Raw genomic sequence first — 24,508 nt, 5'->3', positions numbered from 1 at the left:
CACCGGCGACTCCATCAGCGCCACCCTCAGCCGTCCGACCCTGCAGGTCCAGCAGGGCCTGATCAGCGTCGGCACCGGCGACACCTACCTGCTGCTGGAAGCCAACGCCCAGGGCCAGTACGAAACCATCTACTGGCAGAACCAGAAGACCGGTGGCGAACTGCTCGGCGTCGGCGGGCAGGTCATGCAGGGCAACGGCAAGGGCGTGCAGATCAACACCTCGCCCTACCTCGCCGTCGCCTCCGCCACCCCAGGCAACGGCGCCGTGCTGGGCAGCGGCGAATCGGTACTGATCGCCTTCAACAACCTGATCAACACCGACCCGGCGCACCTGGGCCAGGTCATCCGCGTGCTGGGCGAGGGCGGCCAGCCGCTGCCGGCCGGTGCCTTCGAGATGACCGGCACCAACACCCTGCGTGGCGGCCAGGTGCAGATCGCCTTCAAGGGCGACTACCAGGGCGCGCTGCGCATCGAAGTGAGCACCGCGCTCACCGACCTGGCCGGCCACGCCCTGCGTCAGGCCTTCGTGCTGCAACTGGAGCGCCTCACCGGCATCCGTCCGCAGATCACCCAGGTCCAGCGTGAAGTCGCCGGTGTCGCCGGCCTGCATTACTTCCACGCCGCCGGTGGCGAAGTCGCCGTGATCAAGGGCAGCGGTTTCGGCATCGCCGCCGACCAGCTCGCCGTGTGGCTGGGCGAAACCCGCCTGCAGCCCCAGCAAGTGCTGGAAGTCACCGACACCCAACTGCGCGTCGACGTACCGGATCTGCAACTGGCCGGCATCAGCGCCAGCCTGGCGGTCAAGGTCGAGCGCATCGACCAGCGCCTGTCCTACCTGCGCCAGGGCGCCATGACCGTGCTGCCGCAGATCGAGATCGACGACCTGCAGCCGCAGACCGGCCCGCCCCAGGGCGGCAACCTGGTCACCCTGCACGGCCGTGGCTTCAACCACTACATGCAGGTGCGCTTCGCCGGCGCCCTGGCCGGCGACCTGAAGATCCTCAGCAGCAACCGCGCCGAAGTCCGCGCCCCCGCCGGCAGCTTCGGCAAGGCCAAGGTCAGCGCCATCAGCCAGCTGTTCCCGGGTGAGCAGAGCGACTCGCCGGTGGACTACTTCTACACCGGCATCCCCACCGGCTCGGTCAACCTGCCGGCCGAAATGGCCAGCCCGGTTTCCGCCATCGCCCGCCTCGACGGCGCCGAGAGCCAGCTGCTCTACGCCGTCACCGGCGGCAGTTTCGACAAGCTCGACAGCCAGGGCCGCGTCGCCACCCTGACCAGCAACGCCGCGCGCCTGCTGGTGGCCGACATCAGCGACCCGGTGCACCCGGTGATCGTCCCCCGTGAATTCGCCGGCCAGACCAAGTCCTACCACTACGAAGCCGCCAACGGCCTGTCGCCCCGTGGCTTCGTCGACCTGACCATCAACGATCGCCAGCTGTTCGCCGCCGGCGGCCGCAAGCTGCTGCAATTCGACCTGACCCTGCCGGCCGCGCCGGAGAAGCTCGCCGAACTGGAAATGGCCGGCGAGATCAATGCCCTGGCCAGCCGCGCCGACCTGCTCTACGTCGGCTACAAGGACGGCGTGCGCCAGTACCGCATCGGCCAGGACCTCAAGCTCACCGACCTCGGCCTGATCAGCGTGCAGCAACTGGGCGGCGTGCCCGGTCGCCTGCGCCTGGCCGGCTCCAGCCTCTGGGCCACCCTGCCGCAGCAGCGCCAGCTGGTGGAAGTGGAACTGGCCAGCGGCGAATTCCGCGTGGTGCGCCGCGTCGCCACCCGCGACCAGGCCGGCAACCCCTTCGTCCCCGAAGACCTGCTGGTGGCGCCCGAGCGCCTGCTGGTCTCCAGTGGCAAGAACGCCACCGTGCAGCTGTTCAACCTGGACCGCAGCGACGACGCCACCCCGGTGGCCGACCTCAAGCTCACCTACCTGGTCAGCCGTGGCGACCTGTTCGCCGGCCAACTGCAACTGGCCGGGCAGACCCTCTACGTGGCCGGCGGCCAGGGCGACGTGCAGCTGTTCGATATCTCGCCGTGGCTCAACGGCGACGCCCGCGCCAGCATCGGCCTGCGCGACTACTTCAGCGTGCTCGGCAACGTCAACAGCCTGTCCCTGGGCAGCCAGGCCCTGTATGCCGGCAGCGCCTTCGTCTACCTGGACGGCGTGCCCGCCGAGAACCCGCTGCCCAGCCTGGATTCCGCCAACTACCTGGGCGGCAGCCTCAACACCCTGGCCTACCAGAACCTCGCGATCCTCTCCCAGCAGCCGCTGCCCTCCGGCCGCCTGCCGCGCGACGGCGCCATCGAAGTGCAATTCAACCGCCTGCTGGACAACGCCCAGCTGCGCGACCAGGGCACCCAGCTGGTGCAGCTGCTGCTCAGCGGCACCCCGGTTCCGGCCCAGGTGGCCCAGGTCGGCGTCGGCCGCCTGGTGATCCGCCCGGCGGCGCTGCAGGCCGGCAAGCAATACCAGGTCCAGCTGGGCGCCGCCCTGCGTGACCAGCAAGGCCGCACCCTGGGCCACGACTACCGCTTCGGCTTCATCGCCGACGACCAGCAACAGCCGGCGCTCGACAGCGTCTCGCCGCGCCAGGCCAGCTGGCGTGGCGGTGCCGAAGTCACCCTGCGCGGTCGCAACTTCGCCGAAGCCCTGGACATCGAAGTGGGTGGCCAGCGCGTGCCGGCGGCGGACGTGCTCTACCGCGACGACAACCAGCTGCGCTTCCGCGTCCCGGGCCTGGTGGCCTCGCCGGACCGCAACCTGCCGGTGGGCCTGCGCCTGAAACAGGGCGGCCAGGAAGTCTTCCTGGGCGCCGCGCTGACCTATGTCGCCGACCCGCGCATCGACCAGACCGGCCTCTACGACCGCCTGACCGGCACCCTCAACGTCCAGGCCAAGCGCTTCATCTACAACGCCGGCGAGATCGTCGGCCTGCAAGGCCGTGGTTTCGGCGAGTCCACCGTGGTCCGGGTCAACGGTCGCCAGATCGCCAGCACCCGCCTCGAGCGCGCCGACCTCATCAGCTTCGCCGTGCCGGAGAACAGCCTCGGCCAACTGCTGGTGGAAGTGAGCAACCAGGGCTTCGCTGGCGACCTTTCCAGCGACGCCAGCCTGCGCATCGAACTGCCGGCCCGCCGCCAGCTGCAAAGCGTCCAGCAGTTCCGCCGCCAGGGCGACCTGCTGCTCACCGGCAGCAGCCGCGACGTGCAGCTCTACAGCCTGCGCGATGGCAGCACCCCGCAACTGCTGGCCAAGTGGCAGGTCGCCGCCAACGTGGTGGACCTGGCCCTGGGCGACCGCTACGCCGCCGTGCTGGGCGACAAGACCCGCCTGCAGGTCTACGACCTGGCCAACCTCTATTCGCCCCAGGCGCTGCCGGCCCTGGCCAACAGCCGCCAGGTCCAGTACGACAAGGTGCGCATTGCCGGTGACCTGCTGCTGGTCAAGGCCGGCAACCGGGTATTCCATGGCCAGGTCCAGGGTCCGGAGCTCAAGGAGCTGACCCTCGGCAGTGGCACGCTGGTGGACCTGGCGCTGGATAGCCGCGCCCTCTACCTGCTCTACGGCGACCGCCTGGAAGTGCGCAACGTCCGTGACCCGGCCCAGTTACTGGCCACCCAGGTGCATGGCCTGGCCGGCGCCAAGTCCCTGTGGCTCGACGGCTCGCGTCTCTACCTGCAAGGCACCTCCGGGCTGCAGGTGCTGCAACGCGCCGCCCTGCTGCGTGGCCGTGGCGAGCCGGTGCTGGGCGAGCTGGAAATCCCCGCACGCATCACCAAGCTCGCCAGCCAGGGCGAACTGCTGGCCTGGCTGGACAACGGCCGCCTGCAGGTCCTTGACCTCGACCTGGACGACCAGCGCCGCCTGGTGGCCCGTGAAGTGGCCGCGATCACCGTCGCCAGCGATACCGTGGGCTCCCTGGGGCAGCTGGAGCTGCACGGCGACCTGCTGGAATGGAGCAACGGCGGCAACTACTTCAACGCCAGCGTGCCGATGAACAACGCCTGGGGCCTGGCCCCGGAAAGCCTGGCCGCCGCCGACGAGCCGCTGGGCCTGCGTCTAGCCGGTGCCGAATACGCCTGGCGCGAGGCGCGCCTGGCGCTGTCCTCGGCCAGCGGCGACAGCATCGCCAGCGAATCCCAGCTGCTGGGCCGCGAACTGCGCGCCCTGGTGCAGCAGCCGAGCTTCCAGCCGGCCGGCCTCTACCGCCTGCAACTGAGCCAGGCGCCGTTGGACTGGCTGCAAGGCGCCGAGGTGCACATCGACCTGCCGTGGCTGGTGGATGCCGTGGACTTCTTCGGCGCCGCTCAGGTCCGCCTGGACAGCCTGCAACCCAACCGCAGCATCAGCGGCGTGCCGCGCGACTACGTGCTGCAGGGTCGCCAGCTGCAACTGATCGACGAACTCCAGGTCGGTGACCGCGTACTCGGCCGCAGCCAGCTGCGCGCCAACGCCGCCGGCGACCAGCTGAGCTTCCGCCTGCAGATGGACCAGGCCGGCCTCTACAGCCTGCAGGCCCGCTACGGCGACGAACGCGCCACCCTGCCCACCGCCCTGGCCGTGGTCACCCCGCTGGCCATCGACGCGGTGCAGTCCGCCCATGCCGCCGGCCAGGTGGTCAGCGACGCCGGTGGCACCCAGGTGCACATCGCCGCCCAGGGCCTGTCCGAAGGCCTCAGCCTGCATTGGTACCCGGCCGGCCAGGGCATCCAGCCCACGACCAGCAACCGCGTGGCCTTCACCCTGGCCGACGACGGTCTGAACTTCGTCACCCCGGCCAGCCAGCCGGGCTGGCAGTACCAGGTTTCGGTCCTCCGCGAATCCAGTGGCGAGCGCGTCGACAGCGCCCCGGCCCAATGGCTCACCGCCGTGGACGACAGCGCCCCGAGCGTGCGCCTGATCGCCGCCCTCGGCGCGTCCCAGCCGCTGGTGCTGGAAGCCGATGAACCGCTGCAGGTGCAGGGCGTCAGCATCACCAAGGTGTTCAAGGACTACGACACCCACGCCCAGCCGAGCGAAGACGTCAGCGCGCGCTTCCAGCCGCTCATCACCCAGGGCAACCGCCTGGAGTTGCGCCTGCGCGCCGACGCCCAGCTGGAGGCCAACGCCCTCTACCAGGTCGCCCTCACCGGCATCCGCGACGCCGCCGGCAACACCGCCCGCGACAACGCGCTGATCAAGGCCGGCGCCTACAACGGCGTGTTCCAGGCCGAAGACCGCCTGGCCCCGCGCTACGACTCGCTGCAGATCAAGCTGCAGGACGGCCGCGCGCTGAGTCCGGCGGTACGCCTGAAAACCGGCAGCCGCTACGGCTTCCTGGTCAGCGCCCAGGACAACCTGCTGGCCGCCGACAAGATCGCCTTCGCCTATCGCCTGTCCGCCGATGGCGGCCAGACCTGGAAGACCGACTGGGTACCGGTGCAGAAGGGCGAGTTCAGCCTCGACCTCAACGGCGAGTACCAGGGCTTCAGCCTGCTGCTGCGCGCCAGTGACGGCCGCAACAGCATCGACCGCCGCTTCGACGCCGAGATCAGCGCCCCGGACCTGACCCTGGCTTCCTTCAGCACCGCGCCCACGCCGGTGGAAGAGAGCACCCCGGCCGAGCTGCGCTTCGCCATCAGCGGCGACCTGGACCTGGTACGCAGCACCGAAGTGCGCCTGCTGGACGGCCGCTACCAGGCCGCCAGCTTCGACCGCGCCAGCGGCCTGGCCAGCCTGAGCCTGCCGCATCCGCGTCTGCGTGACCTGCCGGGCGCGCCGACCACGGCCACCCCGATCACTGCCGAACTGCGCGTGGGCTTCGGCCTGGCCGGCCAGGAAAGCTACCGCTACTTCCCGGTGGGCTACGACCTGCAGCCGGATCGCACCCCGCCGCAGCTGTCCATCATCGCCCCGCTGGACGGCGAGTTCGTGCCCCGTGGCGAGATCACCGAGATCATCCTGCGCAGCTACGACCGCTACGGCATCGACCGTGTCGAAGCCTGCGTCGACAGCCACAGCGCCGATCCCTTCGTCGACGCCCAGGCCTGCCAGCGCCTGGCCGACCCGAGCCGCCTGCGCCTGCCGATCGCTGCCGACGCCACCCAGCCGATCCGCGTGGTGGCTCGTGCCATCGACCTCAACGGCCTGGCCAGTGCGCCGGCCAGCGTCACCCTGCAGCCCTACGACAGCCGCAGCGGCGCGCCGGAGCTGAGCTTCCTGGTTCCGGCCGACGGTCTCGACGTCCAGGCCGGCGAAACCATCCCGGTGCGGGTGCGCATGCGCAAACTGGAACAGGCCACCCTGAACCTGGATATCGCCGGCAACCCGCAACATGCCGGCAACCCGGCAGCCCGTACCCTGACCCGCGCCGCCGACGGCGACGAGGTGGTGGAACTGGCCGTGCCCATGCCCCAGGTCGCCGCCGATGGCGTGCTGGTGCTGCGCCTCGAAGCCACCTGGCAGGGCCAGACCCTGCGCAGCCAGCGCATCCTCAACCTGCATGCCGACAACGGCATCGACCAGGACGTGGGCCTGCTGCTGCAACCGGCCAGCACCCTGCTGGCGGGCACCCAGTTGTGGATCGACGCACCGCCGCCGGCCGGCATGAACGACTTCAGCCGCGACTCGACCCTCGACCTGTTCGACCCGGCCGATGCCGGCAGCGCCGCCGCGCGCCTGGCCTTCAGCGACCAGCGCCAGGTCTGGAGCAGCCTCACCCAGGGTGCAGGCCTGCGCCTGGCCGCCACCCTGCGTGACCGTTCCGGCCACGAGAAGGCACTGGAACGCAGCCTGACCAAGCTGGGCTACCTGCAAGCCGAAAGCCGTCGCGAAGCCATCGAGACCGGCTACCAGGCCAGCCACCTGACCCGCCTGCCGGGCCTGGCGGACGGCGCTGCCTGGGCCGAAAACGCCCAGCGCGACGGCTACCGCATCCGCACCCTCGGTGGCCAGGTGGAAAGCCGTGACAGCGGCCGCATTCGCCAGCTGGCCTTCACCGGCACCGGCCTGGTGGCCCAGGTCCGCCGCGAGGGCCAGGACTACCTGCGCTTCTGGCGCTGGCAGGGCGACGCCTGGCTGGCCGCCGTGGAACAACCCATCGCCGGCACCCTGCTGGGTGGCAGTGGCGACCTGCTGTTCGTCCGCCATGGCCAGCAACTGGGCGGCTACGCCGTCGACGGCGGCGCCATGGCCGAGCTGGTGGGCCTGAGCCTCGCCGACGAAATCCGCCAGGTGCAGCTGGATGGCCAGCGCCTGCTGGTGCTGACCGACAAGGGCCTGGAATGGCTGCAGCTGGATGACAGCCGCCTGCCGCAACTGGTGCGCCGTGCCAGCCTGGCCCTGCCGGGCCGCCTGGGCTTCGCCCTCGACGGCGAGCGCCTGGTGACTTGGACCGCCACTGAAGCCACCCGCTTCAAGCCGCTGCTGGATGCCGATGGCTGGCGCCTGGGCGATGCCACCGTGCTGGCCGTGGACGGCCAGGTGCAACGTGCCCGCTTCGACGGCGAGCTGGCCTGGCTGCGGGTCAGCAGCGACCTGCACGGCGACAGCTGGCAGGCCTGGCGTGACGGCGAGCGCCTGGGTGCCCTGGCGGGCGAACGCCAGGACCTGGCCTTCACCGCTGGCCGCCTGGTGTCCCTGCAACTGCGCGACGGCGTGCAGCAACTGGTGGTCGAACCGCTGAAAGTGGCTGCCGCACCGGCCGTCACCCTGGCCGCCAAGGCCGTGCGCCTGCCCTTCGGCGTGCTGGTGGGTGGCCTGCCTGCCGCGGCCGAAGCCGCCCTCGGCCAGGCCGACCTGAGCCTGCGTGATGGCGCCGACAAGCCCCTGGCCGCCCAGGCCTTCTGGTACCAGGGCGAACTGGACACCTACCTCGGCGAGGCCTTCCCCCAAGGCCGCGCCTGGCTGCTGGCCAACCCGCCGGCCACCCTGCGCCTGGTGCTGCAGGACCACGCCGGTGAGCAGAGCCTGGACCTGGCCGTACCCGCCGCCACCGTGGCCGCCGCCGACCTCGTGCCCGACCAGGGCGCGGTGCTCGTCGCCGGTGCCCGCCTGCCCCTGGCCGCCGCGTTTGCTGCCGGCAGCGAAGGCGCGGGCGCCAGCCTGACCCGTGAAGGCCAGGCGCAACCCGCCGTCAACGGCCTGCGCCAGCGCTTCAGCTGGATCGGCCTGCCGGCCAGCGGCGAAGCCCGCTACGGCTGGCAGGACGCCGCCGGTGCCCGCGATATCGGCCTGTTCACCAAGGCCAACCAATCCACCAGCGCCATCACCCTGAGCGGCGCCGGCAACAACCAGGTGTTCGCCGAAGGCTCCAGCCTGTCCCTGGCCTACCAGGTGGGCGACGTCCCGGCCTGGGTGGAGCTCGAACTGCTGAGCTTCAACGGCCAGTCCGTGCAGCGCATCCTCGACGCCGGCCAGCAGGGCCGCTTCAGCCTGCGCCTGCCCCAGGTGGCCGTACAGGAAAGCTATGTACTGCGCGCCCGCGCCTATTTCGCCGGTGACTTCCACTACAGCGAACAGCAACTGAACCTGCGCGTCGCGCCGGCCCAGCAACTGCCCCAGCCGCAACTCGCCGGCCTGCCGAGCCTGCTGTATGCGGGCAGCCGCGTGGACCTGAGCCTCAACGGCGTGGACGCCGCGCGCTTCCGCATGAGCCTGGAAGCCCTGGACCAGAACGACCGCCTGCTGGCCAGCGGCGCCGGCAGCCTCGGCCTGCGCCTGCCGGCGGGCATCCGCGAACTGCGGGTGCGCGCCCTGATCGACGACGAACTGGGCAACCGCCAGGAGCAGCGCTGGAGCGCGCCGGTGGTGGACGCCTGGAACCTGCAAAGCGAAAGCGCGCGCCTGCCCTTCGACCTGATGCTGCCCCAGGTGGGCGGCTACTGGCTGGCACGCGGCGCCGAACTGCATGACGCCCAGGGCCTGCGCCAGCGCCTCGACGGCCCCATCGCCGCCATGGACAACCTGCAGCGCTACCTGCTGCTGAGCATCAAGGGCTTCGGCCTGACCCTGCTGGACCCGCAGGACGGTCTGCGCAGCGCCGGCAGCCTGGCCGTGGCCGCGCCCCTCAACCACCTGGCGGTGCAGGGCGAGCGCGTCCTCGGCGCCAGCGGTCGCGACCTCTATTGGTTCGACGCCCTGGGCAGCCAGCTCAAGGCCAGCGGCACCCAGACCCTGGGCGCCGAGGTCCGCCAGCTGCTGGCCCGCAACGACGGCTTCCTGGTGCTCACCGCCGGCCAGGTCCTGCGCCTGTCCAGCAGCGGCCAGGTCATCGCCAGCTTCAGCGGCGAGAACCTGCTGGCCATGGCTCGCAGCGGCGACCAGCTGCAGGTGTCGGACGCCGCCGGCCGCCTGTGGCGCCTGGATGCCGCCCTGAAAGGCACCTCCGTACAGCTAGGTGCTGCCGCCAAGCGCCTGTTCGCCCTGCCGGGCCAATTGCTCGCACTGGCCGACGGCCGCCTGCAACTGATCGACCTGGCCACCCGCCAGCGCATCGCCGACTGGAGCCTGGGCAATGCGCCCGTGGCCGCGGCCCAATGGACCGGCGGCCGCCTCTGGCTGGGCGGCAGCGAAGGCCTGGTGCTGCGTCCGCAGGCCGGTAGCGCCGGCTTCCACCTGCTGCACGACAGCCGCAGCCTGGCCACCCCGACCCGTGGCAGCGTGGAAGACCTGGGCCTGCGTGATGGCCAGGTGCTGGTCGCCGCCGACAACTTCGGTGCCCAGCTGCTGCGTCAGGACGACGCCGGCAGCTGGCAGTCCACCCTCTACCCGAGCCAGGCCTTCACCCAGGCCGCCAGCCAGGTGGCCAGCGCCGGTGACCTGTGGTTCCTCGCCCAGGATCAGCAACAGCAAGTGGTGGCGCTGTCGCGCTCCAGCCTGGCGGCCCAGACCGTCTTCGCCCAGACCCCGGTGAACGACCTGGCCATCGCCCGTGGCCAACTGCTGGTGGCCAGCGGCGGCAGCCTGCAGATCGCCCCCCTGGACAACCTGACCAACCCGGCCAGCCGCCGCAGCCTGCTGGTCAACGCCCAGGAAAGCCTGCGCCAGCTGTCGGCCCACGGCAGCCGTGTGGTCGCCCTCAGCGAGAGTGGCCGCGTATTCCTGGTGGACCTGCGCAGCGACGCCCGCCAGCCGGTCAGCGAACTGAGCGCCCAGCTGGGTGGCGAAGTCCGTCAACTGGCCTTCACCGGCGACGCGCTGTTCTACATCTCCGCCGAGCGTGCCTGGCGTTACGACCTGCGCAGCGGCCAGCGCAGCGAACTGCTGGCCGGCGCCAGCGCCAGCCAGCTGTACCTGGGTGGCAACCTGCTGTGGATCGAACAACCCCAGGCCCAGGGCGTGCGCCTGCTGGCCCTGGACCCTGCCAGCGGCCAGGCCATGGCCAACGGCGAGTTGCTGCTCGCCCAGCGCATCAGTGCCCTGGCCGTGGAAAACAACCGCCTGGCCGTCGGCCTCGGCAGCCAGGGCGTGCTGGTCTACGAGCTGCCCTATGGCCTGGGCGCCAGCACCACCTCGCTGCTCGAGCCCCTGGCCGGCAGCCACCTGCAGGCGGCCCAGGCATTGGCCCTCGGCCTGGCCGAGGACGGCCTGCGCGGCGTCGAATTCAGCATCAACGGCCAACCGGCCGGCACCCTCGGCCAGGGCCTTGGCGCGACCCAGCTGCGCCTGCCCGCCAGCCTGCCGGGTGGCCAGTCCATGGAACTGGGCCTGCGCCTGGAAGACGCCTATGGCGTGATCCGCCAGGGCACTGCCCGCGACCTGTTCCTGGAGCCGGGCGACGGCGTGGCCAACCCCTTCAGCATCGCCCTGGTGGCCGACGAACATTCCTGGCTGCCCCTGCCGCTGACCGTCAGCGCCCAGGTGAGCGGTAGCCAGCAGCCCCTGGCCCAGGTGGAATTCCTGGTCGCCGCCGGCAGCAACGGACCCTGGCAGCGCGTCGCCCTGCGCAGCGCCCAGCCCTACCAGGCCAGCCTGGCCCTGGACAGCAGCTTCAGCGGCCAGTACCTCAAGGCCCGCGCGGTGGACGTGTTCGGCAACAGCGCCGAATCGGCGGCCAAGCGCTTCTACCGTCACCAGGACACCAAAGCCCCCACCGTGAGCCTCGGCTACCAGGGCAGCGCGGTGTTCAAGGACAACAACCGTGCCGTGCGCGGCTATCCCTTCACCGTCACCGCACAGATGGCGGACGAGGAGGGCGCCCTCGACAAGGCCACGCTGATGCGCAACGGCCAGGTGGTGGCGGTGGCCTTCGGCCAGAACCAGCTGAGCTACCAGGACGCCGCCACCAGCCTTGGCGAGCAGGTCTACAACGTCGAGGTGCGTGACCGCGCCGGCAACGTCAGCAGCGCCGATCTGCGCGTCACCGTCATCGACGACGCCTTCCCCGAGGTCACCACCCTGAACCTGCCGGCCGAGGTGATCGAACGCGGTCGCTTCGACGTCCAGCTGGCCGCTCGCGACGACGTCGGCCTGAAGGGCGTCGACCTGCTGTGGAACGGCTTCACCGATCACTACGATGTCAGCGGCACCACCCTGAACCGCAGCTTCAGCGTCCAGGACCGCCGCACCGAGCGCGTCGCCAGCAGCGTCAACCAGCCGTTCAAGGTGCGCCTGACCGACAGCCGCGGCCAGGTCAGCGAGTCCCCGGCGCAGAACCTGCGCGTGGTCCGCGACCGCGCGCCGGATGCCACCGCCCTGCAGCTGAGCCTGCCGGCCCGTGGCGTCTACGGTGGCCTGGTCACCCTGCAACTGAACAACCTCAACGCCCTGGACGACACCGGCGGTCTGGGCCTGCGCGTGCTGCAGCTGGTGGGCAGCGAGCGCAAGGAACTGTTCAGTTGCCTGCGCGAGGACAGCGGCAACTTCCGTTGCGGCAATGGCGCCTACTGGAACGGCCACAGCCGTGACCTGCGCATGCCCGAGGCCGCGCTGCCGGGCGACGCCTTCCGCGTGCAGGTGGAACTCACCGACCGCATCGGCCAGCAGACCCTCAGCCGCGAATACGCCGTGGCCCTGACCCAGTCGCCGAACCAGCTGCGCTTCAAGGCCGTGCAGGGCAGCGACAACCCCGACCAGGCGCGGGTGCAGGAACGTCCGATCTACCGCGTGCAGGTGCTCGACGCCGCCGCGCGCCCGGTGCCGGAGCAGCCGGTGCAATGGCGTCTGCGTCGCCTGGCCGACGGTTATGTGGAAAACCTCGGCACCAGCACCAGCGACAGCGGCGGCTACGCCAGCCTGACCTTCAACGCCGACCGCAGCCTGGGCGACTACCTGCTGTGGGCGGACCTGCCGCAATTCACCCAGGTGGCCCGCGCCGAGAAGGCCCTCGGCCTGCTCGCCGGCCCGACCCGCAACCTGCTGCTCAGCTACCTGCCGCCGGTGGCGGCGGGCGAGACCCTGACCCTGGACATCCAGTCCCAGGACCTGGTGCTCAACCCGGTCACCGACGACCAGAGCAGCCTGCTGGTGGTGACCCTGCCGGCCGCCGACTACCACGCCCAGCCCGGCGCCGGCATCCAGATCGGCAGCACCACCCTCAACGGCCAGACCGTGGAGCGGGTGCAGGTGACCGTGAAGGACGGCCGTGCGCGGCTGAACCTGCAGGTTGGCCAGAAAGCCGGCCAGTTCAGCCTGCCGCTGTCGAGCAATGGCAACAGCATCCGCTACACCTACGACGCCCGCGGCAACGTCAACTGCTGCTACAGCAACCTCGACCTCACCGTGCTGCCGGCCGTGGCCAGCCACCTGCGCCTGCTCAACGACCAGGGCCGGGTGCAGGACGACGGCGCGGTGCTCACCCGTGGCATCAAGCAGGACGTGCGCCTGCAACTGATGCTGCAGGACCGCTTCGGCAACCCCATCACCCAGGTCGACGGCAAGCCCGCCAACCTGGCGGTCAACGTCCAGGCCAGCGGCTCCGCCCTGGTGGACGGCAAGGCCGGTGGTGCCACCGTGCAGCTGAACGCCGGGCTGGGCTGGATGGCCATCAGCGACGAGACCTTCGAAGAAGTCACCGTCAGCCTGGCCGGCCCGGTGCAGGCCCTGCCGAACCTGGACCTGACCAGCCGCTTCCGCATCAGCTTCACCGTGCAGCCGCCGGAGGTCGTCCGTGGCCTGATCGAGGCCCGCCAGGGCACTGCGCTGCGCGCCTACTTCGACTTCGACGAGCCGGTGCGCCTGGCCAGCGGCGATGCCCTGAAGTTCTTCGAAGGCAACGCGGCCCGTGGCGGCAGCGCCACCCTCAGCAGCGACGGTCGCACCCTGACCTTCGACGCGCAGCCCGCCCTGGCCCTGGGCCGCTGCTACCGCTACGACACCACCGGCTCCGGCCTGCGTGGCGTCGCCCGCGACGACCAGGTCCGCGAGCAGGGCGCCGAGCTGTGCGCGCCCCATGCGCTGTTCAGCGTCGCCGGGCCGCTCAAGGTCCTGGCCGGCCAGAGCATCCAGATCCCGCTGACCCTGGCCGACAACATCAGCTGGTACAACGTCGCCAACGGCCGCGCCGAGCTGGCTGGCACCAGCCAGGGCTTCAATTGGTACTACAGTCCGACCCGCACCCTCACCGTTCCGGCCCTCTTCGGTGCGGCCAATGATCCGATCGCCGACGGCGCCTTGCTGCCCCTGACCCTGAGCGGCACCCTGCCGGGCACGCCGGTCAAGCCGGTGGTGCTGGGCAACGCCCTGAAACTGCAGGTCTTCGACCCGGTCGGCGACTTCGACGGCGACGGCTTGAGCAACAAGCTGGAAATGGAAACCCAGGGCCTCGACCCGGCGCTGCGCGACTCCGACGGCAACGGCATCGACGACGGCGCCGAGGACCTCGACGGCGACGGCCTGAGCAACCTGGAAGAAGCCGCCCTGGGCACCAAGCTGCGGGTGGCCGACACCGACGGCGACGGCCTCTCCGACGGCGCCGAAGTTCGCACCCACCACACCGACCCGCTGAAGGTCGACACCGACGAAGACGGCCTGTCCGACGGTGCCGAGGTCAGCAACATCCCGGCGTCCTCGCCGCTGAAGAAAGACACCGACGGCGACGGCATCCCCGACCCGCTCGAACTGCAGATGGGCCTGAACCCCAGCGACCCGGCCGACGGCCAGGCCGACAAGGACAACGACGGCCTGAGCAACGCCCGTGAGGCGCAGCTGGGCACCCTGATCAACAACCCGGACAGCGACGGTGACACCCTGCTGGACGGCGTCGAAGTGGACCAGAAGGGCACCGACCCGCTGAAGGCCGACACCGACGGCGACGGCCTGCGCGACGACGAGGACGCCGAGCCGCTGGTCAAGGACACCCAGGCGCCCCGCGTGGGCCTGGACAATCCGAAGGTCGGCCAGACCCTGATCAAGGGCCTGCGCATGACCCTGGTGCCGACCCTGCAGGACAACGGCCGGGTCACCAAGGTGGCGTTCCGCCTCAACGGTGCCCAGATCGCGCTGGTCAACGCCGCGCCCTTCACCTACAGCCTGAACCTGCCGAGCGACGCCGACAGCCTGCGCCTGGAAATCATCGCCACCGACACCAACAACAACGTCGGCAGCAGTGGCGAACACAGCTTCGCCCTGGTGCAGGACCCGCTGACCACCGTGATCGGCCGCGTGCTCGACAGCAACGGCCAGCCGGTGGTGGGCGCCCAGCTCGACGTCGGCGGCCAGACCGCGGTCAGCGGCGGCGACGGCAGCTTCGTCATCACCCGCGTGCCGGTGGCTCCGGGCGTGGTCTCGGTCATCGCCAGCGGCCTGCTGGGCAACCAGGCGGTGACCGCCGTCTCCGCACCCACCGACCCGGTCTGGGGCGGCACCACGGACGTCGGCACCATCACCTTGCAGCAGCCGAAGGTGCGGGTGGGCTACTTCAACGCCCGCTTCAACGCCGGCCAGCCCTCGCAGCGGCTGATCATCGAGCGTGCCGGCTACGAGCCGGTGCAGGTGAGCAACCTGGCCAGCTTCGACCTGTCGCAAGTCGACATGCTGATGGTGGACAGCTCGCGGGACTACTACGGCAACAGCAACTACTCCAGCAACCGCGCCAAGGTCTTCGCCTTCGTCCAGAACGGCGGCACGCTGCTGTTCAGCGAGAACTACAACACCAGCTCCAATGCCGTGCTGGCGGATGTGCCCGGCCAGCCTGCGGAGTCGGTGTGGACGGGCAGCTCGATCCGCCTGACGCCGGTGCTGCGCTGGTCCGATGCCAGTGAAAGCCGCGTCGGTTCCTGGTGGCCCTATCGCAACACCAACTATTCCGGCCACGCCTACATGCCGATGGACAAGCTGGCGCCCGGTACCGCACCGCTGATGTTCACCGGCACCCGTGCGGAAAAACGCGTGGTCGCCATCCGCTACGCCTATGGCGCCGGCCAGGTCTATTTCGGCTTCACCCCGACCGAGTCGGGCCGCCCGGGCGACAACGACCCGCTGTTCACCCTCTACCACCCGGGCATCCTGGTGATGATGCACGAGCTGACCCTCAAGGACAGCGACAACGACGGCCTCAAGGACGTCTACGAATACGCCAACGGCACCAGCGCCTTCATCGCCGACCGCGATGGCGACGGCCTGTTGGACGGCTTCGAGGTCAAGTACGGCTTCAACCCGCTGGTGGCGGGCGAGCAGGATCTGGACAGCGATGGCGATGGCCTGAGCAACCTGCGCGAGCAGGAACTGGGCACCCACCCGCGTCAGGTCGACAGCGACGAGGACGGGCTGACCGATGGCGCCGAGGTCAACCAGCACAACAGCGACCCGCTGAGCGAGGACGGCGACTACGACCGTGTGCTCGACGCCCAGGAAGTCCAGTACAAGGCCAACCCGCGCAAGGCCGACAGCGACGACGACGGCATCCCGGACTACGAAGAGATCAACAATTACGGCACCCGCCCGGACCTGGCGGACACCGATGGCGACGGCCTCTCCGACTTCATCGAGCTGAAGGGCCCCTACGCCGACATCCTCAACCCGCGCAACGCCCAGGACGCCGGCCAGGACTATGACAATGACGGCCTGAGCAACAAACAGGAGCTGCTGGAAACCCTCACCAATCCGAAGGTGGCGGACACCGACGGCGATGGCCTGTCCGATGGCGTGGAAGTGGCCCGTGGCCTGAACCCGCTGGACGCGGACATGGACAAGGACGGCCTGCTCGACGGCGAAGACAGCGCGCCCACCGAGAAGGACACCCAGGCGCCGACCGTGAGTCTGGTCTCCCCGGCGGCCGGCGCCAGCCTGGCCCACGGCCAGCAACTGCGCCTGCGTGCCGACGCCAGCGACGATGGCCGCGTGGCCAGCGTGACCTTCTATGTCAACGGCGTGGCCGTGGCCACCTACGACCGCGCGCCCTACCAGCATGTGATCCGCGTGCCGGTCGTAGGCGCGCAACTGGATATCGAAGCCAGCGCCCGCGACACCAACGGCAACGAAAGCCGCAGCGGCGTGCGCCGCCTGAGCCTGGTGGACGACGCCGGCACCCAGGTCACCGGCCGCGTGCTCGACGCCAACGGCCAAACCGTGGAAGGCGCCCAGGTGACCCTGGTCGACGGCTACGAGGCCGCGCGCATCAAGCCGGTCTCCTACACCCTGGACCAGGGTACGGGCTGTGGCACCTATTGCTACGGCGATGACCGAGGCCGCCAACTGATCGATGGCCAGCTGGGGACAGCCGGTTTCGTGGCTGACCTGGGGATGGGCAAGGCCTACGAGTGGCTGGGCTGGACCGCTCGCACCATGAATATCGATTTCGACTTCGGTCGGGCGGTCAACCTCACCGATGTCAAAGTCGGGTCGACCCAGGACACTCTCAGCAACGTCGTATTGCCATCCTTCGATGTCCTGCAGAAGGTCGGCAACGAGTGGGTCGCTGTCGGCACGCTGAACACCGCGCCAAACAATGCCAACAACCGCGACCAGGAATCCCGCGAGGCTCATGCCCAACTGACCCTGTCCGGTATGAGCATCAACAGCCGCTACGTGCGTATCAGCTTCCGTGCCAATGGGCCGTGGTCGTTCGTTGACGAAGTGGCCTTCAGCAATGGCACCGGCCCGATGCCGTCCTCGGCCACCGTGACCAGCGACAGCCAGGGCCGCTTCACCCTGTCCGCCTCCACCCTGGCCCTGGAGCCGCGGGTCAAGGCCGAGGCACGCTTCGGCAATCAGCTGGTCTCCGCCACCAGCGAGGTGTTCGAACTGGCCCGTGGCGGCAGCTCGGATATTGGCGACCTGGTGCTGGCCGCCCATGGCCGCACGGCATTCGAGCCGATCGAAGAGCGCCATGTGGCTGCTGCCGAGGAGAGCACCTCGTATAACCGCGAGGTGAACAACAACGTTCGTTGGGACTTCAACAGCTACGGCGCCATCGACAACGGTACCTACTTCAACAACTGGACCTTCAGCGGCGCCCAGTACCTCGTCGTCAATGGCACCAACTACAACAGCAACACCTATCGCACCCGTATGGATGGCCGCGAGCTGATCTATCCGGCCAAGCAGCTCGGCAATGTCATGGTCAGCCGCAAGGTTTATGTGCCGGCGAACCAGAACTACGCCCGCTTCATCAACGTGCTGGAGAACCCCAGCGACCAGCCGGTGACCGTGCCCTTCTATGTGTACGGCAACTTCTACGCGACCCGCCCCGTGGTACAGACTTCGTCCGGTGACGCCGGCTTCGACCCGGAAGACAGCTACCTGCTGACCGACGACGTGGCCCCAGACAGTGGCCTGTACGCTGCCGGCGTGGTCATCGGAGGCACGGATGCGCCCCTGCGCCCGGTTTCCACCTGGCTCAGCGGCAACCAGTACCGTGCCAACTACCAGGTCACCCTGGCGCCGCGCAGCCGTCAGGTGCTGGTGCAGTACCTGGTGCAGGATGCCAGCCGCGAACGTGCGCGCAGCACCCTGGAGCAACTGGCCAATAGCGATGTCCAGGAACCGAACCTGACCCTCGAAGAGCAGCGCGGCATCGTCAACTGGACCACCCAGGCGGACAGCGATGGCGACGGCCTGGCCGATGCCCTCGAATACCTGCTGGGCCTCGACCCGCTCAAGGCCGACAGCGACGGTGACGGCCTGCGTGACGGTTTCGAGCAGCGCTATGGTTTCGCGGCCAAGCTCGCCAACGGCGAAGCGGTCGAAGACACCGACGGCGACGGCCTGAACAACCTGCAGGAGCAGGACGCCGGCAGCCACCCGCGCGTGGCCGATACCGACGGCGACGGGCTCACCGACGGTGCCGAGGTGCTGGTGCATCATTCCAGCCCGCTGACCCGCGACACCGACCTGGATCGCGTCCTCGATGCCGATGAAGTCGCGCGTGGCACCCGTCCGGACCTGGCCGACACCGATGGCGACGGCCTCAGCGACTACGCAGAGATCAACAACCACGGCACCGATCCGCTCAAGGCGGACAGCGACGACGACGGCCTGCCCGACAAGTACGAAGTGGACAACAACCTGCTCAACGTCGGCGCCCAGGACGACACCGACGGCGACGGCCTGAGCAACCTGGCCGAGTTCCAGGCCGGCACCTCGCCGCGCAACATCGACACCGACGGCGACGAGCTGCTGGACGGCTGGGAAGTGCTGGGCACGCCGCCGAGCGACCCGCTCAAGGCCGACGGCGACAACGGCGGCCGCCGCGACATCAACGAACGCTTCGTCGATGGCACCGATCCCAAGGTGGCCGGCGACGATCGTCCGAACATCAATGGCTATCGCACCGCCAAGGACGAGAACAACCGCGACTGGAACTTCTATTACGGTGGCGAGCTGCGCTCGACCACGGGCGCTGCGGTGGACTCGGGCTACTGGGCCAACCTGCTGTTCATCAACGGCACCCGCTATGGCTACTCCTACAACCATGCCACCAGCAGCGCCAACGGTCGCGAGTACCACTACGAAGGGCGCCGCATGGACAACCTGGTGGTCAGCCGCCGCGTGCTGGTGCCCAGCGTGGGTGGTGCCTATGCCCGCTACCTGGAGATCCTCGACAACCCGAGCGGCACCGAGCAGGTGGTCACCCTGCGCCTGCAGTCCTACTACGGTGCCAACGACGCCCAGACCGCCATCGTCACCAGCAGTGGCGACGACCAGCTGACCACCGCCGACGACTACCTGGCGCTGCGTGACACCGCCACGCCGACCCGTCCGGTGCTGCTGCAGGTGCTGGGCGGTAACGCCAACCGTCGCCAGGGCACCAGCCTGGTCAGCCGCAACGGCCGTCAATGGCTGGCGGAGTACCAGGTGCGCATCCCGGCGGGCGAACGCCGCGTGGTCATGCACTTCTCCACCCTGGAAGGCTCGGCCGATGCCGCCATGCAGACCGGCGCCCGCCTGCGCAGCCTCAAGGGCCTGGGCCTGGACAACCTCGACCCGACCCTGGCCGGCAAGGTGGTGAACTTCTTCGCCTTCTACGACCAGGACGAAGACGGCCTGAGCGACGCCGACGAAGCACGCCTGGGCACCGACCCGGCCAACCCGGACAGCGACCATGACGGCATCCCGGACGGCAAGGACAGCGAGCCGCTGGTGCCTGACGCCACCGCGCCCAACGTCACCTTCCAGCCCCTGGAACCGGCCCGTCGCTACGGCGGCCAGCCGCTGGACGTGACCGCGCTGATCAGCGACAACGGCCTGGTGGCCAAGGTCGAGCTGCTGCAGGACGGCCTGCTGCGCGAGACCCGCACCAGCGGCGGCACCCAGACCTTCACCGTGATTCTGCCGAACCAGGACAGCACCCTGCTGCAGGTCCGTGCCACCGACAGCAACGGCAACGTACGCACCGCGGACCTGACCGTGGCCGTCGCCACCGTGCCCGAGCTGGAGGTTTCCGGCCGCGTGCAGGATGTGCTGGGCAAAGGCATCGCCGGCGCCCTGGTACGGGTGAAAGGCATCGAGACCACCACCGACGCCCAGGGCCACTACCAGCTCCAGGTGCTGACCACCGACACGGCGCTGAAGGTCCAGGCCACCGCGCTGTTCGGCAAGCAACCCATGTTCGCCCAGGTGCTGGCGCAGGTGCCGGTGGACTCGGAAGACGTTCGCGTCGAACCGCTGGTGCTCAAGGCCCTGCCTCGCCAGGTCCGTGACCCCATCACCGACGCGGAGCTGAGCTACGAGGGCAACGTCGGGTTCGCCTACAACCTCAACAACGGCTACCGCTGGGATATCCAGGGCAACGGGACGATCAACGACGGCACCAGCGACGCCTATGACGGCGGCCAGTACCTGACGGTGAACGAGCAGGGCTTCCCCTCCATCAGCACGGGCCTGCTGCGCCTGGCCGGCCGCGAAGTGACGCTGCCTGCGCAGGCCATGGGCAACGGCGTACTCAAGGTCAGCCGCAGCATCTACGTACCGGAGAGCGGCAGCTACGCGCGCTTCATCGAGCGCATCGAGAACACCGGCGACCAGGAACTGACCATCCCGGTGCGGATCAACGGCAACCTCGGCTCCGATGGCTCCACCTACACCATCGCTACGTCCAGCGGCGACCAGGCCTTCACCACGGCCGACAACTGGCTGCTGACCGACGACGGCAGCAATGGCGGTGGCGACCCGGCCGTGGGCCTGCTGTTCAGCAGCGCCAGTGCCAAGGTGCGCCCGACCTTCGTGATGCGCAGTGGCGACGATTACGCGGTGACGTACAACCTGACGCTCAAGCCCCATAGCCGCCAGGTGCTGATGCACTACGCCGTGCAGAACTACAGCCGTGCCGAAGCCGAGCGTGTGCTGCGTGAACTGGCGTCGGCCACCTTCGAAGACGTCGGCGTGACCCAGGAAGAGGTCCAGGACCTGGTCAACCTCAGCGACCTGGTGGACTCCGACAACGATGGCCTGCCGGACGCCGACGAGATTCCGCTGGGCCTCGACCCGGAAAACCCGGACGTCGATGGCGACGGCATCCCCGATGGTCGCGACCCCGAGCCGAGCGTGCCCGACACCCAGGCGCCCAGCGTGAGCATCGCCCACAGCGAAGGCCCGTTCTACCCGGGCGACCCGATCACCCTGACCTTCGACGTGCAGGACGCCGGCATCGTCGGTGAAGTCGAGCTGCTCATGGACGGCGAGCAGCAGGCCGTGTTCAACGGCGTCGGCCAGCACCAGCAGCAGCTGACCCTGCCGGGCGAGGGCACCGTGCGCTTCGAGGTTCGTGCCACCGACAGCAACCACAACGTTGGTCGCCAGACCCTGGAGCTTGACGTGGTGGCAGTGCCGCCGAGCAGCATCGCCGGTCGCGTGGTCAACGAACTGGGCGTGCCCCTGGCGGATGTCCAGGTCAGCCTCAGTCGCAACCAGGATCAGGGCGGCGAAGTCCCGGCGTTCATGGCGCGCCTGCTGGGCGACTCCAGCACCGTGACCACGGGTGCCGATGGTCGCTTCCTCTTCGAGGACCTGAACCGCCGCGAGAATGCGCAGTGGCTGATCAAGCTCGACAAGGACGTGCTGGGTTACCCGGTGCACGCCGAACAGGCCGTGCAGCTGAACATCGACGGGCCCTACGACGCCGGTGATGTGATGCTGGGTGGCGAGGACAACTACGTCGAGCCCCTGAGCGGCGACCTCGGCCAGCGTTACGACGACCCCAACACCCAGCTCGACCTGCAGTTGCCCGCTGACTTCGCCTTCGCCGACAAGGCGCTGACGATCCGTGTGCATGACCAGCAGGTGGAGATCGGCGGCAGCAACGGCATCCAGGACATTCCGCTGCAGCGCCTGGTGGAGAACGACCAGGGCAGCCAGGCCTTCCACCTGGCCACGCTGCCGGACCGCCTGGTCCTCACCTGGACCGACTGGGGTCGCGAGGGCGTGAGCAGCGACGAACTAGTAGACGTACAGACCGTGATCCACCGTGACGGCCGCATCGAAAACCGTTACTACAAGCTGCCGCTCAATGGCTGGCATTGCGGCCTGCAGACCCGTACCCGCTTCGCCCATGGCGAGTGGTACGGCGCCGTGGATTCGCAGAACCTGCCGAGTGTGAATGGCCGTCTGGTCTACCCGGACTACGCCATCCAGCAGAGCGGCTACTGCAACTTCGACCTGCATGGCTACACCGTCACCTACGTGCCCACGGCCGAAGGCAACTACCGAATGGACGTCGACCGCCTGCCGGGCCATGTGGACACCGACGGCGACGGCCTGTCGGACATCCGCGAGACGCTGCTGGGCACCCGTACCGATGCGGTGGACAGCGATGGCGACGGTCTCGACGACCGCTTCGAGCTGAACTACGGCCCGGCGCCGCTGGAAGCCAATCCGGAAGCGGCCGGCGAAGACTGGGACGAAGATGGCCTGAGCAACCTGGAAGAGCAGGAGCACGGCTCCGACCCGTACAGCTCCGACACCGACGGTGAGGGCCTGTCGGATGCCGACGAGGTGCGCCTGCACCACACCGACCCGACCCGTGCGGACACTGATGGCGACTGGCTGAACGACCGCGAAGAGCTGGAGAACAACGCCGACCCGCTGAAGGCGGATACCGACGGCGATGGACTCAACGACTACCAGGAAGTGCGCCAGTACGGCACCCGCCCGGACAAGCGCGACAGCGACGATGACGGCATGGAGGACCCCTTCGAGGTCGAGTACGGCATGGACGGCACCAGCCCGGATGGCGACGAGGACGGCGACGGCCTGAGCAATATCGAGGAATTCCGCCAGGGCACTCACCCGCGCCTGCTGGACGGCGACGGTGACGGCCTGCCCGACAAGCTGGAGTTGGAGCTGGGCCTGTCGCCGAACAAATTCGACAGCGATGGCGGCGGCCGTGGCGACGGTGACGAGCTGTTCGCGGACGGCACCGACCCCGAGAACCGTGCCGACGACCGCCTCCCGCTGGGCCAGGGCGATTCCCCCTCCATGCAGATGGAGGCCGGCCTGAGCCTGTTCGTCGAGCAGAATGGCCGCGTGCACATCCAGCGTACCGATGGGTCCGGCAACATCGGCGTGGACTATGCCTTGGAGCTCGAGGGCCTCGGCAACTCGCAGGCGGGGGTGGCGGCGCGAGTGCAAGCCGCACCGCTGCAGCCCCAGCTCTATAGCCGCATGGGTGACGAGCCGATCTGGCGCTCCCCGCTGAAGGCGGTGGACGCGGGCCTGCTGGTCAGCCGCGAATACTACGCACCGGCCACAGGGCGCGGGTTCCTGCGGGTGCTGGACCGTTACTACAACGTCAGCGGCCAGGCCCGGACCATCAGCCCCATCCTCAATTCGCGTCCACTCTATTGGGGGCAGGGCAACCTGCAGCAGACCTCCAGCGGCGACGACCAACTCACCGCCGACGACAGCTGGCTGAGCCTGCGCAAGCGGACTTATGGAGAGCAGGGCGACGTACCGGGCCCGATTTCCACCGTGCATGTCTTCGCTGACCAGGCGGGTCGCGCCTCGCTCAACAGTGACGAGCTATTCAGCGATGCCTACTACAGCTGGCGCATCGGCTATCGCTTCGAGATACCCGCCAACGAGCACCGCGTGGTGATGTCGTTCCTGGCCCTGGAAAACGCCGAAGCCGGCGCTCAGGACATGGCCAGTGTGCTTCAGGGGCTGGGCGAGAACGCACTCAAGGGCATCCCCGCCGCCGATCGCGAGCGCCTCGTCAACTTCACGCCCTGCCGCGACGACGACCTGGACCTGCTGTGCAACGCCGCTGAAGCCCAGCACGGCTCCAGCGACAGCAACTCGGACAGCGATGGCGACGGTTTCAACGATGCCCTGGAAGTGCAGGTGGGCAGCGACCCGAGCGACCCCGCGTCCCTGCCGGAATTCGAGGTCTACGGGCTGGAAGATGCCGATGGCATGGAAACCAGCCGCGTGCTGAAACAGTCCGGCTTCACCGGGCCTATGACGACGGCCGGTGACCTCAATGGCTGGTATGTAAGCCTGGACGTCAAGAACACTGGCGAACTCTGGGCGGCGACTTCTGGCTCTGCGGATGGATTCGGCTACGACACTTACGCACTGCCCTCTCTCATGCGACAGGAAGACGGCGCCTGGGTGAGCCGTGACGGGCAGTTCCTAGACGATGCGCAGGGCAATAACACTGATTTCCTCATGGCAGAAACCATAGAAAGTGAAGATGGCACTCCCCAAGATGCGCTCGTGCTACGACAGCTGCGACGCAACCAGTGGGGTGACAGCGAAGAGCAGAGAATCGCTCGGCTGCCCAAAGATCTTCGGTGCGGCGCCGGCCTGGCCCACTGGCAGGGCGAGCCTCTATTGCTGAACGGCTGCAAGTTGAGCCGCCTGGATGCGAAGAGCGATTGGGTGACCCTGGCCGAGCTTACCTTCGGCGATGGCTTCGGCAGCGAGCCCGTGGTCCTCTCCATGGACGACATGCCCCAGGCCGGCGGCGCCATGCTGCTGGTGGAAGATGAAGTGGACGGTAATGTGCGTCGCAGCCTCGGCTTCGTCGACTTGAAGACCGGGCAGGTGAAACGCCTGGGTGACGTACCGATCGGCGTGAAAGCGATCTCGGTGAAGTTCCGCGGCTTCCAGAACCAGCCGAAATGGCCAATTGATATCGTTCCTAGCTGA

The 24,508-nt window shown here is 69.0% G+C and carries 1 protein-coding gene (running past one end of the window); it reads left to right on the top strand.

Annotated features, from left to right (window positions below; translation table 11 throughout):
- Positions 1-24,508, top strand: the 3' portion of a protein-coding gene (locus ACXI0U_RS22995; protein WP_479550881.1) for an Ig-like domain-containing protein. Its footprint begins 18,398 nt before the window's first position; the window shows 24,508 of its 42,906 coding nt (coding positions 18,399-42,906); its start codon lies off the left edge, out of view; it ends in the stop codon at positions 24,506-24,508.

Source organism: Pseudomonas sp. C9D1, assembly GCF_056491235.1.
This window is presented reverse-complemented; position numbering and strand designations above follow the sequence as displayed.